The following is an 18,964-nucleotide window of genomic DNA, read 5'->3' as shown; positions in this document are numbered from 1 at the left end:
ACTCTCGGCGCCGCGGTCGCCTTGCTGAGGAATCCGGTTTAACGTCGACGCGGCCAAAAGACGGCGATGGGCGTGAGGTCCCGCCCGGCGGCAAGAAATCTGGCGCGAGTACCTTGCGCCGAAATCAAGAGACAACCGCAACGAACTCGCATTGAACGAGTGACGGGCCGTCTGCCGTTAGCGGTCGAACATGGCGAGCCGGCCGCGAGTCCGGATCGGGGAACATCCGCAGCCATTCCTCATTCACGGCAGTTCTGTCGGTGCTGTCGCGGAGATAGACATCCACCTTGATGATGTCCTCCACGCTGCCGCCTGCGGCTTCGATGATGGCCCGCATATTGGCGAACACATTGGCTGCTTGACCCGCTAGCTCATCCGGCACCGCGCGCGTCGTCGGGCTGGCAGCGTGAATTGCTCCCGAAAAGACCATGCTGCCGATCCGGCAGGCATTGGGGATTGGATGTCTGTGGTTCAATCCTTCCACCGAAATGCTTTTGCGCATCGCGTCTGCTGATCCCTTGCGGACTTATTTCCAGGAAATGGTCGGCGACCGGCGGTGCCGTGCAACGTGAAGAGGGCCTGGGGCGCACTCGGGCGGGCTACCGTCTCGCGCGCAGGGCCGCGTCCTGACCCAGCCGCGAAGTGGCCCCAATGTCGGGACGTGACGTGGAAGGCTCATAGCCGGACGTCAGTTGAATTCCGCGCGTCTCTGGCAGCATGAGCGTCGCAGCAAACGCAATGCTGTAGCCCAGCAGCGCAACCAGGCCGATGGCCTCTGCCAGGCTGATATGCTGCGCCAATATCCCGATCGCCGATACAGCCGCCGCGCCGGCCGCTTTGCCGAAATTATAGGCGAAGCTCTGGCCGCTTGCGCGAATGGCGGAAGGGAAAAGCTCGGTGAAGAATGGTCCTAGCGCCGCATAGTTTCCGATCGTGAAAAAGCCGAACGGCGCGCCCAGGACAATCAGCGGCCAGCCCGAGAGGGGCAGGAACATGTAGGCGATGGTGATTGACCACGAGCACAACAGAAACAGCTGGAACGTCCGCCGCCGGCCCAGGCGATCGGCCAGATATGCGCTCGCCAAAAATCCGAAGAACGAGCCGCCCGTCACCACGAAAACGTAATATCCCGAAGCGCCAGGCGACAGCTCCCGCACCGTCTTCATGAAGGTCGGCAGCCAGTTGACGATCGCACCACCAACACCAATCACGCCGAATGCAAGCAGCGACGACAGCACCGTTATCGGCAGTGTTTCCGGCTGGAAGATCGCGCCCAATCCCGGACGATTTCCGGCTTTCTCGACGGACTCGCGCGTTTTGATGAAGATCTCCGGCTCCTCGATCTTGCGGCGCAGGTAGAGAACGAGAAGGCCAGGAAGGACGCCGATCATCAACAGAACACGCCAGCCATAGTCCTGGGGCAAATACGCCAGGACCAATCCTGCCAGTATAGCGGCCGCGCTCCATCCGACGCCGAATCCGCTCTGGACGGTGCCGACGGCCTTGCCGCGATGCTCGGCGCGGATGATCTCGCCCATGAGAACCGCGCCGGCGGCCCACTCGCCGCCGAAGCCCAGCCCTTGCATGATACGCAGGAACATCAGCTGCTGAAAATCCTGCGCAAAACCGGCGAGGAAGGTGAAACTGCAGAACCACAGGATCGTGACCTGCATGATGCGGGCCCGGCCAAAGCGGTCAGCCAGGTACCCGCAGGCCCATCCTCCGATCGCCGCGGAAAGCAGCGTTGCCGTCGCCAGATAGCCCGCCTGTGCCGTCGACATTCCCCAGGCCGCAATGAGAACCGGCAGCGCGAAGCTGAAGAGCTGTGCATCCATCGCATCGACTGCCCAGCCGGCGAAGCAGCCCCAGAAGGTGTCCCGCTCGCGGTTCGTCAACTGCTTGTACCAAGTGAACATTTCTTCCTCCCGTAGTGTCGTCGCGGCAGCCTGCTAAACGACCAATGGTGTGAGACCTCCGTCCATGGTCAGCGAAGCGCCCGTCACGTATGAGGACCTTGCGCTGGCGAGAAAAAGCACGGCGTCGGCCACTTCCTCGGGCCTGGCGTAGCGCCGCAGCGGGATCCGCTGCTCGTTCAGCCGCAGCAGCTCTTCCGGCGTCTTGCCGGTCATCTTGGATTCCACCTCGAGCGACAATTGCAGACGTTCGGTCATGGTGGCGGCGGGATTGAGCACGTTGACCCTCACGCCCGCGGGTCCCCATGCAGCCGCAAGCCCCGCGGAAGCGAGCATCAGCGCCGCGTTGGCGGCTCCGCCCGGCAGATGCATGGGCGAGGCGATTTTGCCGCCCGTGCCGACGATGTTGACGATTGTGCCGGCGCGCCTTTTGACCATCAGCGGCAGGACATAGTCCATCACGTTCATGTAGGTGAAGAATTTGGCATCCATCGCAATGCGCCATTTGTCCGGCGTCAACTCGTCCGGAGGAACTCTCCTGGCGCCTCCGGCCGAATTGACCAATGATGCAATCGGACCCACCCGTTCCTCGACCATGGCGACCATTTGCTTTGCGGAAAGTCCGTCCGAGAGGTCGGCGGCGAAGCTCGCAGCCGGCAGGCCATCGGCGGCGAGCTTTGCCTTTGCGGCGTCCAGGTTCTGCTGGCTGCGCGATACGATCACCACGCGGGCACCTTCTCTCGCGAAAGCCCGCGCGCAAGCCAGCCCTATTCCCTTGCTGCCGCCAGTTATCAGGACGACCTTGTCGTCGAGTTCGAGGTTCATGTCAGTGATCCTGTCTTAGGGCCATGGGCGCTATGGACGTTGATCGGGCTGCCCTTGGTGAATGCGATGATCTGGTCGAACGCGTTGCCGTAAGCGAACTCGTAGTTGTCCCGTTCAACATAGCCGAGATGCGGTGTGCACAGCGCGTTGGGAAGCCCGAGCAGGGCATCGTTCGCATCTGTGAGAGGCTCGCATTCGAATACGTCGATGGCAGCCTTTCCGGGGCGGCCACTCTTTAGCGCCGTCACCAGCGCTCCCGGCTGAATCAATTCGGCGCGGCTGGTGTTGACCAGCAAGGCGGTCGGCTTCATCAGGGCCAGATCATCAGGTCCGATCACACCGGCGGTCTCGGCATTCAGCCGCAGATGCAAACTGAGAACGTCCGACAGCCTGAACAGCGCATCCCTGTCCGAAGCGGTCTCAAAGCCCTCGGACTGCGCGCGAGCTAGCGAGCCTTGGCGGCCCCAAACCAGCACCTCCATGCCGAAGGCCTTGCCGATCTGAGCGACCATCGCGCCCAATCGGCCGAAACCGTAGATGCCGAGAACACGGCCCCTCAGGCCCAACCCGATGGTCGTCTGCCAATGGCCTTGGCGCAGTGCCGCGGACTCGAATGGGATGTTGCGCATCGCTGCAATGATCAATCCCCAGGTCAGCTCAACCGTGGAATAGGACGGACGCGATGTGACGGCGGACGAAACGATGACGCCATGTCTGTCGCAGGCCTCCAGATCGATGTGGGGAATGTGGCCGTTCTGGCTGATGAGCTTCAGGTTGGGCAGACGACTGAGCAGGACTTCATCGACCCGGGTCCGCTCGCGCATCAGCACCAGCACATCGGCATCGTAAAGCCGACGGGCCAATACCTCGGCGTCATCGACGATATCGGTCCAGATGCTGATCTCATGGCCCTCCAGCTTGGCGAAGCAATCCAGTGTGCGGACCACGTCCTGGTAATCGTTGATGATGGCGACGCGCAGTTTTCGCGATGAAAGTTTTGCCGCGCTACGCATTGCTGGGCAGGTCCGCTACTGCGACGCCGGCATCGATCGCCTCGCACTTCGCCTCTTCGAACGCCGACTTTTTCAAAGCTTTCGCGAGAACCTCGGCGGCTCGGGCGATCGGGATGAAGCAGACGCCGGTTTCATCGGCGACCACGATGTCGCCCGGGCTCACCCTTATGCCGGCTATCTCGACGTCGCCATTGATCTCCACGGTCTCGATCCGCCATTTGCCGGTGACAGGCGTGATCTCGGTGGCCCAAATCGGATATCCGACACGCCGCGAATGCCCGAGGTCGCGGATTCCTCCAGAGACGATTGCTCCAGCTTCCCCTTGCCTGCTTCCCGTCTGGGCCGAAATTCCGCCCATGTTCGAAATGCCGGCGACGCCGTCTATGACGATCACGTCGCCCGGCAGCGCCAGGTTGTGAGCCTCGAATTCCGCCATTCGATTGACCTGATTTCTCGCCGTCTCGTAGACATGCTCGCGCTGCAGGATGTTGCGCACCGTTAGCGCCGGACCGACGATGGACGTCGAAGGCAAGGTCGGCTTCAGAATTGATGCGCTGATGGCGCCAGTGATGCCCAGCTCATCCATAATATCGGAAATAACGCTCGTGGCGTCGCCGATCCGCTGGAAGCCGTCGATCAACTCTTTGGGCGGCCGCGGCGCTCGCATCAGTCGGATGCGCTCAGGACTGATCTTGCCGGTGAGCTTCGGCAGCACGTCCGCGTAGGCGGGATCATTCATGGCGTATCCTCTGTTTTTGTACGGAGCTTTTACCACCGGCTGCGAGATGCGCGTATTCACTCGCATGTGTTCGGCTGCTCGTTCGAAACAGGATTGCCTGCCCGGTTCAGTGCGTCCAATTTAGATTCAGACACGAGCATCATTTCCCAGGTGAATAACGTGCGCCTCGATCTGAACCTGATCGCAGTCCTCGAAGCCATCATGCTGGAACGAAATGTGACGCGCGCGGCCTCCAGCCTGGCGATGAGTCAGCCCGCGGTCAGCAACGCCTTGCGGCGCGCTCGCAAGCTGACGAAAGACCAGCTCTTTCTCAAGACGGCGACCGGGGTCGAACCCACTTCACGCATGCTCGCGATGTGGCCCGAACTTCACCGCTCGCTGACGGCCATCCGCGCCTCCTTCGCACCTGACGACTTTGATCCCGCATCGGGCTCGACCAGTTTCCGGATCGCGATTACCGACAGCCTTGCGATGGAAGCGGTCAGCGCGATCGCGCTGAAGTTAGAGGCTGCATCCCCACGCGCCCGCGTCTCTTTTGCCGTCCATACCCATGAGGCCTCGCTGGACGCAATCGATCGCGGCACGCTCGACTGTGCGGTCGGCATGTTTGCCTCGCTGCCGCGGGAAGTGCACGTGCAAAGTCTGCGGACCGACCGCTATGTCTGCGTCATGCGCAGCGGGCACGAACTGGCCCAAGGCCTGACCCTGGACCAGTTCACCGCCGCGTCGCATGTCTTGGTGACCCCATCCGGTCTGGGACTGGGGTTGGTGGATGGCTGGCTCAGCCTGACCGGGCGGACGCGGACGATCGCCGTCGTGGTCAATCACTTTGCCGACGCGCTGAGAATTGTCTCTGGCAGCGACCTTCTCACATGCGTGCCGCTTGGCTTCTACTTGGGACCATGGCGCACCATCGCAGGTGAAAGTGGGCTCGTCGTGTGCGACCTGCCGTTCGAGACGGAGAAACTGCTCTACAAGCTGATCTGGCACGAACGACTGCATACCAATCCCGCCCACCAATGGTTTCGGGCACTGGTGGCAGACGTGTGCGGATCACCTTTGGATGAGCAGCCGAGTGGAGACGCAGCTTCCGCCGGCTTGGCATAGTGTGCCTTGCGAAGCGGAACGGCTTACTTGCGCAAACGCCTAGTCATGGCTCAAGGGCACATAGGTGTAGACATTCTCGGCGTCGCGGCGCACGCGGCCCAATCCGGGAAACGATATGTGCGCGCCACCCACAATATAGCCGTTCTTTGCCGCATCGGCGAATGCCAGCCTGTGCACGTTGGCCGCCTCCGAAGCGTTCCCATCATAGCCGATGGTTACGGAAGGATCTTTGAACTGCACTGCGGCGACATGCACGACGTCGCCCCATAGCACAACCTTCTCGCCCTTGCTCTCGACCACGTACATGGTGTGCCCCGGCGTGTGCCCGTAGGCCGCTTGCGCGCGTACGCCGGGGACGAGGTCGGTGTCGCCTTCGAAGACGGCGAGCTTGCCGGCTCGCATGTAAGGCGTGATCGATGCGGCCGCGGCTTCAAAGAACCGCTTCGCCTCAGCCGGAGCAGCGCGCATATTGGCCTCGCTAAGCCAGTAGTCGGTGTCTCGCTTGTCGGCGCGCACGATTGCATTGGGAAACACTCTATCGCCGCCGGCCATAAGACCACCGACGTGATCCGTATGCAGATGCGTGAGGTAGAGCTCGTCTACCTGCTCCGGGCGATACCCCGATGCACGCAGATTGCTCAACAGCTGACCTGTGGTCGGCCCCAGCAGCGACCCCGCGCCGGCGTCGATCAGGACCAGCTTGGCTCCGGTGTTCACAAGGAAGGAATTGTGCGAGGTCTCGACGACATCGCCGAGATAGTCGCGCTTCAAAGCGTCTTCGATCCTTGCCGGGTCGCCCTGCAGCAACTTCGTCGCGGGCAGCATATTGGTGCCATCGGACAGCGCCGTCACCTCGAAGTCGCCGACCATCAGGCGGTAAAACTTCGGCGCCCGGCTTTTCGCCATGGGCGCATCCGCGAACACGGGCCCGGCAAAGCTGCAGGCCAGGCACAGACAGCCAACCGCCAAGAAACCGCGACGGGTAGGATTGACGGCATCGCCGCCGGCAGGATGGGCGAAGCCTTCGGAGTCCGTGAACAAACGATCAAGTGTTTTCCGTGGGGCGACCATTTTCGAATCTCCGTCTGCGTTCCTGGCGCGTCACCGTTCTCGAAACGGATAAGCCCGTCCAATTTCATTGTCAGGGCGGCCTCATTACTCCATTGAATAACCCCCGCTTGCTGCCCGGGGGGAGCGATCCCACCGGCTTCGATCGCCACGAACCGGACATGGTTCCGCGGCTGCCGGATCGCTAGGCAGCCATTTCTCAACGATTTCAAACACCGATCTTGCAATGCTGCAGTGCAGCAACGAATTTGCTTGCGTTGTTTAGTGAAAGTGCCATTACTAAACAAATCACTAAACATCGGCGAGGCACCGCACGCCACGTCAGGCCCTCGGAGGAGCGAGGGTCGAGGGGCTTTTTGAGACCGTCATCCGGACGCGTTTCGCAAATGGGAGGTAAGGCATGAAATCGACATTGAAACTGGCGTTGGGACTGGCCTCGGCCGTTACTGCGTCGACAGCCGTCTCGAGCGCCGCGCATGCGGAGGATCTCACACTGTGCTGGGCCGCCTGGGACCCCGCCAACGCCCTTGTGGAACTGTCCAAGGACTTCACAAAGGAAACCGGCATCGGCATGAAATTCGAGTTCGTCCCGTGGACGAACTATGCCGACCGTTTCCTCAACGAGCTGAACTCACACGGCAAGCTCTGCGACCTCATCATCGGCGACAGCCAATGGATCGGCGGCGCCGCAGAGAACGGCCATTACGTCAAGCTGAACGAATTCTTCGACAAGGAGAAGATCAGCATGGACGACTTCGTGCCGGCGACGGTCGTCGGCTATTCCGAATGGCCGAAGAACACGCCGAACTACTGGGCGCTGCCGGCCATGGGCGACGTCGTCGGCTGGACCTATCGCAAGGATTGGTTCTCACGGCCCGAGTTGCAGAAGGAATTCAAGGAAAAATACGGTTGGGACCTCGCGCCGCCGACCACCTTCGACCAGTTGAAGCAGATCGCCGAGTTCTTCCAGAAGCGGCAGATCGACGGCAAGACCGTCTATGGCGCGTCGATCTACACCGAGCGCGGCTCGGAAGGCATCACCATGGGTGCCATGGACGTGCTCTACAGCTATGGCTTCCAGTACGAGAATCCGAAGAAGGCCTACGAGATGGAAGGCTTCGTCAACTCCGAGAAATCGGTGAAGGGGCTGGAATTCTACAAGGCTCTCTATGACTGCTGCACGCCGCCCGGCGCCTCCAACAGCTATATGGGCGAAGGCGTCGATGCCTTCAAATCCGGACAGGTTGCGATGCACATGAACTTCGCATTCACCTGGCCCGGCCTGCAGAAGGACGAGAATGTCGGCGGCGACAAGATCGGCTACTTCGTCAACCCGAAGGGTCCTGACGGCGACCAGTTCGCCCAGCTCGGCGGCCAGGGCATTTCGGTGGTCTCCTACTCCGACAAGCAGGAAGCGGCGCTGAAATACATCAAGTGGTTCGCCAACAAGGATGTGCAGGCGAAATGGTGGTCGCTCGGCGGCTATTCTTGCCTGAACGCCGTCGTCAAGGACACGAAGTTTCCGTCCAGCCAGCCCTATGCACAGGCCTTTCTCGACTCGATGGCGGTCGTGAAGGACTTCTGGGCCGAACCCAGCTACGCGCCATTGCTGCAGGCCTCGCAGAAGCGCTTCCATGACTATGTCGTCGCCGGCCAGGGCTCAGCCAAGGACGCGCTCGACGGACTGGTCAAGGACTGGACGCAGGTCTTCCAGGACGACGGCAAGATGTAGTCGGGGCAAGATGTAAGGCTCCTCCCGAGCCAGACCGCAGCGTCCCGTGCCGCCCTGGCACGGGACGAGTTCAGACAAATTCCATCATCGAGACCGACCCGTGACCGAAGCAGGACTCACCATGCTCAATCGGACTGCGGACAGCGTTGCCCGGTCGACACCGGAACCGCTGGCCCGCAAGGTCCGTGGCATCAGCGACAAGGGACTCGCCTGGCTGTTCATCTCGCCGACGATCCTGCTGCTGCTCGCCATCAACATCTTTCCGCTGTTCTGGGCGATCTATCTGTCCTTCACCAACTACCGCGCCAATCGCCCCGGTGAGGTGGTGAAGAATCTGGGACTCGCCAACTACCGGCGCATCCTCGGCGACCAGGACATCTGGATCGCCATGCAGACGACGGCGCACTTCGTCTTCTGGACCATCCTCTTGCAGACGGTGATCGGCTTCACGCTGGCCTGGCTCATCGACCGCAAGTTCCGCGGTCACGCCTTCTGGACGACGATCATCCTGGTGCCGATGATGCTGTCGCCGGCAGTGGTCGGCAATTTCTGGCGCTTCCTCTACGAGCCGCAGATCGGACTCTTCGCTTATGTGGTGTCGTTCTTCACCGGCATCGCGCCGACGAATGTGCAGATGCTCTCCAACGTCGAGTTGGCGCCCTGGGCGATCGTCATCGTCGACACCTGGATGTGGACGCCCTACGTGATGCTGATCTGCCTGGCCGGCCTGCGCTCGATCCCCGAATACATCTACGAGGCGGCAGAGGTCGACCGCGCCTCCAACTGGCGCCAGTTCTGGTCGATCACGCTGCCGATGGCGCTGCCCTTCATCATGCTGGCGGTGCTGTTCCGCGGCATCGAGAACTTCAAGATGTTCGACATGGTCAACCTGTTGACCGGCGGCGGCCCCGGCTCGACCACCGAGGTCGCCTCGATCACGCTGAAACGGCAGGCCTTCGAGAGCTGGCGCACCGGCTATTCCTCGGCCTTCGCCATCATCCTGTTCGTCGCGGTGTTCGGTCTCGCCAACATCTACGTCAAGGCGCTCAACAAGGTGAAGCAGAGATGAGTCTGACCACTGCCCATTCCGTCGTCGCGCCGTCGTCGAACGCAAAGCGAATCTCTGGCGCGCTCGTCGTCGCCTATGCGCTGATCTCGATCGTGCCGCTGCTGTGGATCTTCGCCACCAGCTTCAAGACGCCGCCGGATTCGATCGCCTACCCGCCGAAGGTCGTCTTCCAGCCGAGCGTCGAAGGCTACTGCAACCTGTTCACCACCCGCACCAGGCAGACGCCGGAATACATCAACTCGCTCGGACCGGCGACGGGGCTCTGCGACGAGACGGTGCGCAAGCGCAACATGGTGATCGCCGGCCCTTCCAACTTCCTGCCGCGCTTCGTCAACTCGCTGATCATCGCCTTCGGCTCGACCTTCTGCGCGGTGTTCCTCGGCACGCTGTCTGCCTATGGTTTCTCGCGTTTCAAGGTCCCGCTCGCCGACGACCTTTTATTCTTCATCCTGTCGACCCGCTTCATGCCGCCGATCGCGGTCGCCATTCCCATCTATCTGATGTACCGCGAGATCGGCCTCTCCGACACCGCGCTCGGCATGATCCTGCTCTACACCGCCGTCAACGTCTCGCTCGCGGTCTGGCTGCTCAAGGGTTTCATCGACGAGATACCGCGCGAGTACGAGGAGGCGGCGATGATCGACGGCTACACGCGGCTCCAGGCCTTCTGGCGCACCGTTCTGCCGCAGGCGACGACCGGCATTGCCGCAACCGCCATCTTCTGCCTGATCTTTGCTTGGAACGAATATGCGTTCGCGGCGCTGCTGACTTCCGGCACGGCGCAAACCGCGCCGCCCTTCATCCCGACCATCATCGGCGAAGGCGGCCAGGACTGGCCGGCCGTGGCCGCCGGCACGACGATCTTCCTGGTGCCGATCCTCGTCTTCACCATCCTGCTCCGCAAGCAGCTCTTGCGCGGCATCACCTTCGGAGCGGTGCGCAAATGAGCACGATCCAGCCTGTAAAACGCAAATCGCGCTGGCCCGTCTGGGCAAGGCGCGGCCTGATGGAAAACATCGCCACGGCGCTGATCGCCATCGGTTTCCTGATGCTGTTCCAGCCCTTCGCGCTGTCGCTTTACAGCTACTCCTTCATCACCATGCTCACCGGCACCGTGATGTTCATCGTTGTCTCGAAGTTCCCGGAATAGTCATGGCCGAGATCCGTGTTCAAAACCTGAGGAAAGCCTTCGGCGCCTTTGTCGCCGTGCAGGATTCCAACTTCGTCGTCGAGGACGGCGAGTTCTTCGTCATGCTCGGGCCTTCGGGCTGCGGCAAGACGACGACGCTTCGAATGATCGCCGGCCTCGAACTGCCGACCGGCGGCAAGATCCTGCTCGGCGGCGAGGACGTCACCATGCGCCGCGCCCGCGAGCGCGACATCGCCTTCGTGTTCCAGCTCTTCGCGCTCTATCCGCATATGAACGTGCGCAAGAACGTCGGCTTCCCCCTGCTGGCGCAAGGCATCGCCTCGGCAGAGATTCGTCGGCGGGTGGAGGAAACGGCGAAGCTGCTGCGCATCGATCATCTGCTCGACAAGTCGGTTTCCGGCCTTGCCGGCGGCGATCGCCAGCGCGTGGCGCTCGGCCGCGCCATCGTGCGGCGTCCAAAATGCTTCCTGATGGACGAGCCGCTCGGCACCTTGGACACCGAGTTCCGGGATCTGATGGTGCACGAGCTGCGCGAGTTGCACACCCGCATCCGCGCCACCACGGTCTATGTCACGCATGACCAGATGGAAGCGATGTCGATGGCCGACAAGATCGCCGTGATGAACCACGGCGTCATCGAGCAATTCGGCACGCCGCGCGAAATTTACGATCGTCCGGCGACCATGTTCGTCGCCGAGTTCATAGGCTCGCCGCCGATGAATTTCTTGGGCTTCGGCGGCGGGCTCGCCAAGGGCGCGAAGGAAATCGTCGTCCAGGGCGCCAAGGTGGCGGTACCGGAGGTGCGCGAAGACGTAGCACCTACCGACATGGCGCTCGGGGTCCGTCCCGAGCACATCCGGTTCGACGATGCTTCGAAGCTGCGCGGCGCGATCTACGGCACCGAGTATCTCGGCACCACGCAGATCGTCGCGGTGGAGACCGCGGAGGGCATTATCAAGGCGCGGGTGCCGGCCGAAATCCGGCTAAGCCCTGGCTCACCGGTCGGGCTGGCGCTGAGCAGCGCACGATTGTCGCTGTTCGACAAAGGCTCCGGCCGCGCGGTGAAGACCGCCATACATGACAAGACAGCGGAGGCACGCCATGGCTGACGTCCATATGCAGGGTGTGACCAAGAGTTTCGGTGACACTGTCGCCATCCGCGACCTCGATCTGCAGATCAAGGACGGCGAGTTCGTGGTGCTGCTCGGCCCCACGGGCGCCGGCAAGACGACGACGTTGCGGCTGGTCGCCGGGCTGGACAGGCCGGACAGCGGCGCGATCCGCATCGGCGGTCGCGATGCGACCGCGCTGTCGCCGGCCGAGCGGGACACGGCTTTCGTCTTCCAGCAATATTCGCTTTACCCGCATCTGTCGGTGTACGACAACCTCGCCTTCCCGCTGCGCTCGCCGGCGCGGCGCTTCCCTGAGGAAGCGATCCGTCGCCGCGTCCAGGAAGTCGCGCGGCTGGTGCGCATCGACCACAAGCTCGAAAATCGCTCGACAAAACTGTCCGGCGGCGAAATGCAGCGCGTCGCCATCGGCCGTGCGCTGGTGCGCAAGCCTGCTATCTACCTGATGGACGAGCCGCTGTCGTCGCTGGACGCCAAGCTGCGCGCTGACCTCAGGCTCGAGCTGAAGCGCATCCAGTCCGAGCTCGGCGCCACCATGCTCTATGTCACGCACGACCAGATCGAGGCGATGACCATGGCCGACCGCATCGGCATCCTCTCCGACGGCGTTCTGGTGCAGATCGGCACGCCGCGAGCGATCTATTCTGAACCGGCAAATCTTCACGTCGCGGCCCGCCTCGGTCAGCCTGCGATCAACCTGTTGCCGGCCGGGCTGCTTCCGGACGGCGGCGCGCCCTCCGGAACAACGACGGTGGGCGCCCGCACCGAGCATCTGTCGATCGAGAAGGCAGCGAACGGCCATGCTGACGGCATCGTCGACTGGATCGAGCATCTCGGCGATCAGAACCATCTGCATGTGATGATCGGAGCAAAGAAACTGGTGACGCTCACCGATCCCGACACGCCGCTGGCAAAGGGTGACAGGGTGACGATCCGCTATCGCTCGCCGCTTTATTTCGGGTCTGACGGGCAAAGACTGATGTAGCCGATCCGCACTCCCATCCCGCACACCGATTGACGACCGCAGATACGGACTGGACGAAATCCATGAAGCACTTTTTCAACCGCAAGGACTCGATCGTAACCGAAGCGCTCGACGGCTTTCTCGCCACCGCAGGCTCGGGCACTCTGGCGCGGCTCGACGGATATCCGGAGGTCAAGGTCGTGCTCCGCCCCGACTGGGACAAGACGAAGGTCAGCGTCGTTTCGGGCGGCGGTGCCGGGCACGAGCCCTCGCATGCGGGCTTTGTCGGCGCCGGCATGCTGACCGCCGCGGTCTCGGGCGAGATCTTCGCTTCGCCCAGCGTCGAGGCGGTGCTGCAGGCGATCCGGGCGACGACCGGCGCGGCAGGGTGTCTGCTGATCGTGAAGAACTACACTGGCGACCGCCTCAATTTCGGTCTCGCCGCCGAGAAGGCGCGCGTCGAGGGTTTCTCCGTCGAAATGGTGATCGTCGCCGACGACATCGCACTGCCCGACATCGCGCAACCGCGCGGTGTCGCCGGCACGCTGTTCGTGCATAAGATCGCCGGGCATCTTGCCGAAACCGGCCATGATCTGGCGTCGGTGGCGGCTGCGGCGCGCGCGGCCGCAAAGGACATCGTTTCGCTCGGCATCTCGCTTTCCTCCTGCTCGATCCCCGGTCAGGCCCACGAAGACCGCTTCGGTGCCGAGGACGGCGAGCTTGGCCTCGGCATCCATGGTGAGCCGGGCGTCGAACGCATCGCGCTGCAGAGCGCCGGCAAGCTGGTCGCCATCATGGCCGAGCGTCTCGCCGCGCGAGTCGACACTGCAAGCCGTTATGCCTTGCTGATCAACAATCTCGGATCGGTGCCGCCGCTCGAAATGTCGCTGATCGCCAATGCGGTGCTGACCTCGCCGCTGGCACAGGCAGTGACCTTGACGATCGGGCCCGGGCATCTGATGACAGCGCTCAACATGAACGGCTTCTCCCTGTCGCTGATCAGGCTGGATGCGGCTCGCGAGGCAGCGCTGCTTGCGCCGGTCGGCCCGCATGCCTGGCTGCCGGCAAGACCCGTTGGTCCGGCAACCATCGTGCCGTTGGCCGAAACTTCCGACCCGGGCGTCGCGCCGACAGCCAGCCGCGACGCACGCGCCGAGCGGATCATAGCCGTGATCTGCGAGCGGTTGACCTCGTTGGAAGATAGGTTGAACGGACTGGATGCCAGAACCGGCGACGGCGACACCGGGTCAACGGTCGCGGCCGGCGCGCGCAGCGTGCTTGGCCGTCTCCCGACGCTGCCGCTTGCCGATCGCGCCTCCACTCTTGCTGCTGTTGGCGACACTCTGAGTTCGGCAATGGGCGGGTCCAGCGGCGTGCTGCTGTCGATCTTTTTCACCGCTGCCGCACAGACTCTGGGTTTTGGCGCGACTCTGCCCAAGGCGTTGCTGGCCGGCCTCGGCCGGATGTCTTTCTATGGCGGAGCCAGGGTCGGCGACCGCACGATGATCGACGCCCTGGAGCCTGCCCTGAAGGCGCTCGACGCCGGCAGCTTGGAAGAGGCCGCAAAGCAAGCGCGGCGAGGAGCCGAGGCCACCGCCGCGATGCACAGAGCGAAAGCCGGCCGGTCCGCCTATATTGGCGGTCATCTCGATGGCGTAGTCGACCCTGGCGCTTTCGCCGTTGCCGAGGTCTTCGCCGCCCTGGCGGAGTTGCACGCGACGGCCTAAGGCGGATAGCTATGTTCCAATTGCCTCTCCGGGAATCGTCCCATAGCGCGCAAGAAGGGCAACCAGGAGCACAGCCGGTATGGCCGCATCCGATTTCTCCAGATTGATCGCGTCGGCGGCGAATACCATCACGGCGCATGCCGATGAATTGACCGCGCTCGACCAGGCGATCGGCGACGGCGATCATGGGCTGAACATGAAGCGCGGCTTCGAGGCGGTGCGCGCCGAAGCGGACGCATTGGCTGCCAAGCCCCTGCCCGACGCGCTGAAAGCAATCGGCACCAAGCTGGTCATGACGGTGGGCGGCGCCTCCGGCCCGCTGTTCGGCACGCTGTTCATGACGCTCGGCAAGGAACTGCCCGCCGCCCCCGACCGCGCCGCGCTGAGCGCCGGGCTGAACAAGGCGATCGAGGCAGTCGCGGCGCGCGGCAAATCGCAGCCTGGACAAAAAACCATGCTCGATGTGCTGCAACCGGTGTATGAGGCGCTGGCGCAGGGCAAGACGGCTACGGAAATCGCCGACGCCGCCGACCAGGCGGCGAACGCCACCGTGCCGATGAAGGCCCTGCGCGGGCGGGCTTCCTTCCTGGGAGAGCGCTCGATCGGGCATATGGACGCCGGAGCGCGCTCGACCGCGCTGCTGGTGCGGGCAGTCGCTGAAGTGATCGAGGGTTCTTGATGAGCAATGTCGGCATCGTCATCGTATCGCATTCGCCGCTGGTCGCCGAAGGCACGGCCGACATGGTGCGCCAGATGGTGGGCGACGAAGTGCCGCTTGCCTGGTGCGGCGGAAATGGTCATGGCGGGCTTGGCACCAGCGTCGAGGCGATCATAAGCGCGATCGACAAGGCCTGGTCGGATGCGGGCGTCGCGATCCTGGTCGATCTTGGCGGCGCCGAAACCAACAGCGAGATGGCAGTCGAGATGATCGGCGAACCGCGCGCGCACAAAATCGTTGTCTGCAACGCTCCGATCGTCGAGGGCGCGGTGATGGCCGCGACGGAAGCCTCCGGCGGCGCCTCGCTCAAGGAAGTCGTGGCGACGGCGCATGAATTGTCGCCGTCGTGATGAACGGGAACTGACGATGTCCGCATCTGCCGAAGCCACCGTTCTCATCACCCATGCCGTTGGCCTGCACGCACGTCCTTCGGTTAAGTTCACCAAGCTCGCCAAGTCGTTCGCGGCCGAGGTGGAAGTGGCGGTGGCGGCGAACGGTCCCTGGTTCGACGCCAAGAGCATCGTCAAGGTGATGGCAGCCAAGGCGCCGAAGGGAACGATGCTGCACATCCGCGCCAGGGGCGACGGCGCAGGCAAAGCGGTCGAAGCGCTGGTCGCTCTGGTGCAGCGCGACTTCGACGAGGATGCGGACCATGCCCGCTCCGCTTGAAACGGGCTACCCGGTGCAACAGTGCTGCAAGCTCTGTTTTTTGCGCAATTCCGGACGGAAAACCGCTATGCACGTTTCCTGGAATTGCTCTAGGAACGCGAGCCATGCGGATTGACGGTATTCCTGCCTCGGCCGGCTACGCCGAAGGACTGCTATTCGATCTCGACAGGCCGCCAGCGGCCTATCGAGGCAAGGCGAACGCGGCCGAGGAGAAGGCCGCGTTGGAGGCTGCCATCGCCAAGGCAGTGAGCCAGCTTGCCGCGATGCTCGAAACCGCCGATGGCGACGCCGCCGGCATTCTTGAATTCCACGTCGCCATGCTCGAGGACCATTCGCTCAGTGATCCAGCCTTCGCATCGATCGGTGCAGGACAGTTGGCCGACGCCGCCTGGAACCAAGCGCTTGACGCCGAGATCGCCGGATACGAAGCATCCGAGCAGGACTATTTTCGCGCCCGCGCCGCCGATTTGCGGGACATCCGCGATCAGGTGCTGCGGGCACTGAGCGAGGACGGTGAGAAGACCGCGCCGTCCGGCGCCATTCTCTATGGCGTCGACATCGCGCCGACACGTTTCATCGAGACCGATTGGAGCAAAGGCGGCGGCATTGCGCTCAAGGCCGGCAGCACGGCCAGCCACGTCGCCATGCTGGCGCGCTCGCGTGGCGTGCCGATGGTGGTGGGGCTTGGTGCTACGGCGGACAAGCCCACGGGGTTGGCGCTTCTGGACGCCGAGCATGGCGGCGTCGTATTCTCGCCCTCGCCGGGGGAGATCGAAGTCTTTCGGCGGTCGTCCTCCTCCTTCGCGGCCCGTCAAGACACGGCTCGGACCTTTCTGACGCAACCGGCGGTGACCAAAGCCGGCACCCCCGTGCGCGTCCAGGTCAACATCGCCTATCCTTCCGACGTCGACTGCATCGATATCGCGGCCTGCGATGGCGTCGGCCTGATGCGGACCGAGTTCCTGTTCGGCAAGACGCTGCCGGACGAGGAGACGCAATATCATGCCTATCGCAAGGTGCTGGAATGGGCGGGCAACAAGCCGGTCACCATCCGCACTATCGATGCCGGCGGCGACAAGCCGGTGCCCGGCTTCACCATCGAGGAGGCCAATCCATTTCTCGGCCTGCGCGGGATCAGGCTGTCGCTGGCAAGGCTCGACATCTTCCGGGTGCAAATCCGGGCATTGCTGCGCGCCGCCGTGCACGGCAATCTGAAGGTCATGTTTCCGATGATCGCCACGGCTGACGAATATGAGAGGGCTGCCGCGCTGTTCGCCGAAGAGCAGCAAGAACTGTCCGCGCTCGGCATAGCGCAGAAGATGCCGCCGCTCGGCATCATGGTGGAGGTGCCGTCGGTGGCGATCGCGCCGGAGGCCTTCGCCGACGTCGCCTTTTTCTCGATCGGCTCGAACGACCTGACGCAGTATGTCATGGCGGCGGCCCGCGACAATGCCGCCGTCGCAAACCTCAACTCGGTCCGCCACACGGCGGTGCTGCGGCTGATCGCTTCGGTTGCAGCCTTCGGACAAGCAAGAGCAATTCCCGTCAGTCTGTGCGGCGACGCGGGCGGCGACCCGACCGCCATTCCGGCGCTGCTCGACGCCGGACTGCGCGATCTTTCGGTCGCGCCCGCGCAACTTGCGATGGCCAAGGCGGCCATCGCTGAGGTCCCGGTCTAGGCGCGGCACGGTAGAGATGGACAAGACACCCGAAGCAGGCTCTGAAGAGGCGATCCGCGCCTATAAGACGATCCTGTCGCAGGTCATCGACCAGCGGCCGTCAGGCATGCGCCAACGCCTCGCCGATGCGCTCGGCAAACATCGCAGCTTCGTCACCCAGATCTCGAGCCCTGCCTATTCGATCCCCATTCCGTCAAAGCATTTGCCTTCCATCTTTTCCGTCTGCCATTTCAGCCCGGCCGAGCGCGACCAGTTTCTGGCCGCCTATCATCAGGCCCATCCCGGCAAGCTGCCGGCAGCCTCCGGTCCGCGCAAGACACGCCACGTCTCGCTCATCGTGCCGGATTTCGGCGACGACAAGCAGAATGCCGCGCTGGATCGGGCGATCAACGAGTTCATCCAGAAGATCACCAGCATCGCCAGCAAGGGCAGCGGCTGAGCGGGGAATTACTTGGGAGGACTGCCGTGAAAAAATTTCTCAATTCGGTGGACACGGTGCTCACCGAAAGCCTCGATGGCTTCGTCGCCGCCCATGCCGACATTCTCGCGCTCGGCGAGGGGCACAAATTTGTCCGCCGCAGAGCGCTCAAGCCAGGCAAGGTGGCGCTGATCTCGGGCGGCGGCTCCGGGCACGAGCCGCTGCATGGCGGGCTGGTCGGCCACGGCATGCTGGACGCCGCCTGCCCCGGCCAGGTGTTCACATCGCCGACGCCGGACCAGATGCTGGCAGCCCTACAGGCCGTCGACACCGGCGCCGGCTGCCTGTTCATCGTCAAGAACTATGAAGGCGACGTGATGAACTTCGACATGGCGGCCGAAATGTCGGAAGGCGTGCTGCAGGTGGTGACCAATGACGACGTCGCGGTCGAGAACTCATCCTATACGACCGGACGGCGTGGCGTGGCCGGCACGCTGGTGGTGGAAAAGATCGTCGGCGCCGCCGCCGAGCAAGGCATGGCCCTGCCCGAGCTCAAGGCGCTGGGCGATCGCGTCAACGCCGCGACGCGCTCGATGGGGGTGGCGCTGACCAGTTGCACTGTGCCGGCGGCGGGCAGGCCGACCTTCGAGATCGGCGACGGCGAGATGGAGTTCGGCGTCGGCATCCATGGCGAGCCCGGCCGGCGGCGCGACGCGCTGAAAAGCGCTGACGCGATTGCCGAGGAGGTTTGTGCCGCAATCGTCGGCGATCTCGCAGAACACGCCAAAGGACCGGCGCTGCTGTTCGTCAACGGCTTCGGCGGCACGCCGGCGATGGAGCTTTACCTGATGTACAACAGCGCCCGCAAAATCTTCGAGAAGTCCGGCGTCACCGTGACCCGCTCGCTGGTCGGCACCTATGTCACCTCGCTCGACATGGCCGGATGCTCGATCACCCTGACCATGCTTGACGAGGAGATGACGGCACTGTGGGACGCCCCGGTGCACACGGCGGCGCTGCGCTGGGGCATGTAGCCTCCGCGC

At 63.3% G+C, this 18,964-nt stretch carries 20 protein-coding genes; 14 read left to right on the top strand and 6 right to left on the bottom strand.

Translation table 11 applies throughout. The annotated features are described in order from the left end of the window. Nucleotides 1-124 precede the first annotated feature (124 nt). The 5 genes from EN818_RS18660 to EN818_RS18640 form a co-directional block, all read right to left on the bottom strand. On the bottom strand, nt 125-502 hold the full coding sequence (locus EN818_RS18660) for a RidA family protein (RefSeq protein ID WP_095806815.1): 378 nt from the start codon (nt 500-502) through the stop codon (nt 125-127). A 97-nt stretch (nt 503-599) separates the two neighbouring features. Next, nucleotides 600-1,916 carry an MFS transporter gene (locus EN818_RS18655; protein WP_095806816.1) on the bottom strand — a complete coding sequence of 439 codons (1,317 nt, stop codon included), beginning with the start codon at nt 1,914-1,916 and terminating at the stop codon, nt 600-602. 33 nt (nt 1,917-1,949) lie between these two features. After that, entirely contained in the window at nt 1,950-2,738 is a 789-nt protein-coding gene (locus EN818_RS18650) for an SDR family oxidoreductase (RefSeq protein WP_095806817.1), read from the bottom strand. After that, on the bottom strand, nt 2,735-3,751 hold the full coding sequence (locus tag EN818_RS18645) for a D-2-hydroxyacid dehydrogenase family protein (protein WP_210199698.1): 1,017 nt from the start codon (nt 3,749-3,751) through the stop codon (nt 2,735-2,737). Before EN818_RS18645 ends, EN818_RS18650 begins: the two co-directional genes overlap by 4 nt. Beyond that, entirely contained in the window at nt 3,744-4,490 is a 747-nt protein-coding gene (locus EN818_RS18640; protein WP_095806818.1) for an RraA family protein, read from the bottom strand. The genes EN818_RS18645 and EN818_RS18640 overlap by 8 nt, the downstream gene beginning before the upstream one ends. 159 nt (nt 4,491-4,649) lie before the next feature. Between EN818_RS18640 and EN818_RS18635 the strand changes: the two genes are divergently transcribed. Continuing rightward, the gene (locus EN818_RS18635; protein ID WP_245420381.1) at nt 4,650-5,597 is read left to right on the top strand and encodes a LysR family transcriptional regulator; all 948 of its coding nucleotides are present in this window, start codon (nt 4,650-4,652) and stop codon (nt 5,595-5,597) included. 39 nt (nt 5,598-5,636) lie between these two features. On the opposite strand, the gene EN818_RS18630 is transcribed toward EN818_RS18635, so the two are convergent. Beyond that, on the bottom strand, nt 5,637-6,503 hold the full coding sequence (locus EN818_RS18630) for an MBL fold metallo-hydrolase (RefSeq protein ID WP_245420382.1): 867 nt from the start codon (nt 6,501-6,503) through the stop codon (nt 5,637-5,639). 562 nt (nt 6,504-7,065) lie between these two features. Between EN818_RS18630 and EN818_RS18625 the strand changes: the two genes are divergently transcribed. The 13 genes from EN818_RS18625 to dhaK all read left to right on the top strand — a co-directional run bounded on the left by EN818_RS18625 (nt 7,066) and on the right by dhaK (nt 18,955). Beyond that, nucleotides 7,066-8,397: an ABC transporter substrate-binding protein gene (locus tag EN818_RS18625; protein WP_095806820.1), complete on the top strand. Its 1,332-nt coding sequence runs from the start codon at nt 7,066-7,068 to the stop codon at nt 8,395-8,397. 100 nt (nt 8,398-8,497) lie between these two features. After that, a complete protein-coding gene (locus EN818_RS18620) occupies nt 8,498-9,466 on the top strand; it encodes a sugar ABC transporter permease (protein WP_245420383.1) in 969 nt (322 codons plus the stop codon). Further along, a complete protein-coding gene (locus EN818_RS18615) occupies nt 9,463-10,413 on the top strand; it encodes a carbohydrate ABC transporter permease (protein ID WP_095806821.1) in 951 nt (316 codons plus the stop codon). Before EN818_RS18620 ends, EN818_RS18615 begins: the two co-directional genes overlap by 4 nt. Continuing rightward, on the top strand, nt 10,410-10,616 hold the full coding sequence (locus tag EN818_RS18610; RefSeq protein WP_095806822.1) for a hypothetical protein: 207 nt from the start codon (nt 10,410-10,412) through the stop codon (nt 10,614-10,616). Before EN818_RS18615 ends, EN818_RS18610 begins: the two co-directional genes overlap by 4 nt. Nucleotides 10,617-10,618: 2 nt before the next feature. Further along, complete coding sequence (locus EN818_RS18605) at nt 10,619-11,725, top strand: ABC transporter ATP-binding protein (protein WP_095806823.1); 1,107 nt, start codon at nt 10,619-10,621, stop codon at nt 11,723-11,725. After that, a complete protein-coding gene (locus EN818_RS18600) occupies nt 11,718-12,731 on the top strand; it encodes an ABC transporter ATP-binding protein (protein WP_095806824.1) in 1,014 nt (337 codons plus the stop codon). The genes EN818_RS18605 and EN818_RS18600 overlap by 8 nt, the downstream gene beginning before the upstream one ends. A 62-nt stretch (nt 12,732-12,793) precedes the next feature. After that, on the top strand, nt 12,794-14,437 hold the full coding sequence (locus tag EN818_RS18595; RefSeq protein ID WP_095806825.1) for a dihydroxyacetone kinase subunit DhaK: 1,644 nt from the start codon (nt 12,794-12,796) through the stop codon (nt 14,435-14,437). A gap of 79 nt (nt 14,438-14,516) precedes the next feature. Further along, nucleotides 14,517-15,116 (top strand): dihydroxyacetone kinase subunit DhaL, encoded by a 600-nt coding sequence (dhaL, locus tag EN818_RS18590; protein WP_095806826.1) that lies wholly within the window; start codon nt 14,517-14,519, stop codon nt 15,114-15,116. Next, a complete protein-coding gene (dhaM, locus tag EN818_RS18585) occupies nt 15,116-15,505 on the top strand; it encodes a dihydroxyacetone kinase phosphoryl donor subunit DhaM (protein WP_095806827.1) in 390 nt (129 codons plus the stop codon). The genes dhaL and dhaM overlap by 1 nt, the downstream gene beginning before the upstream one ends. 16 nt (nt 15,506-15,521) lie before the next feature. Then, nucleotides 15,522-15,824 (top strand): HPr family phosphocarrier protein, encoded by a 303-nt coding sequence (locus tag EN818_RS18580; protein ID WP_095806828.1) that lies wholly within the window; start codon nt 15,522-15,524, stop codon nt 15,822-15,824. A gap of 104 nt (nt 15,825-15,928) precedes the next feature. Further along, on the top strand, nt 15,929-17,503 hold the full coding sequence (ptsP, locus tag EN818_RS18575) for a phosphoenolpyruvate--protein phosphotransferase (RefSeq protein WP_095806829.1): 1,575 nt from the start codon (nt 15,929-15,931) through the stop codon (nt 17,501-17,503). 16 nt (nt 17,504-17,519) lie between these two features. After that, nucleotides 17,520-17,942 carry a hypothetical protein gene (locus tag EN818_RS18570; RefSeq protein ID WP_095806830.1) on the top strand — a complete coding sequence of 141 codons (423 nt, stop codon included), beginning with the start codon at nt 17,520-17,522 and terminating at the stop codon, nt 17,940-17,942. A 26-nt stretch (nt 17,943-17,968) separates the two neighbouring features. Then, on the top strand, nt 17,969-18,955 hold the full coding sequence (gene dhaK, locus EN818_RS18565; RefSeq protein ID WP_095806831.1) for a dihydroxyacetone kinase subunit DhaK: 987 nt from the start codon (nt 17,969-17,971) through the stop codon (nt 18,953-18,955). Nucleotides 18,956-18,964 lie beyond the last annotated feature (9 nt).

The sequence above is a fragment of the Mesorhizobium sp. M3A.F.Ca.ET.175.01.1.1 genome (assembly GCF_004791945.1).
In the GTDB taxonomy this organism is placed as follows: Bacteria; Pseudomonadota; Alphaproteobacteria; order Rhizobiales; family Rhizobiaceae; genus Mesorhizobium.
The sequence above is the reverse complement of the archived record's forward strand: the minus strand, read 5'-3'. Positions and strand labels throughout refer to the sequence as shown.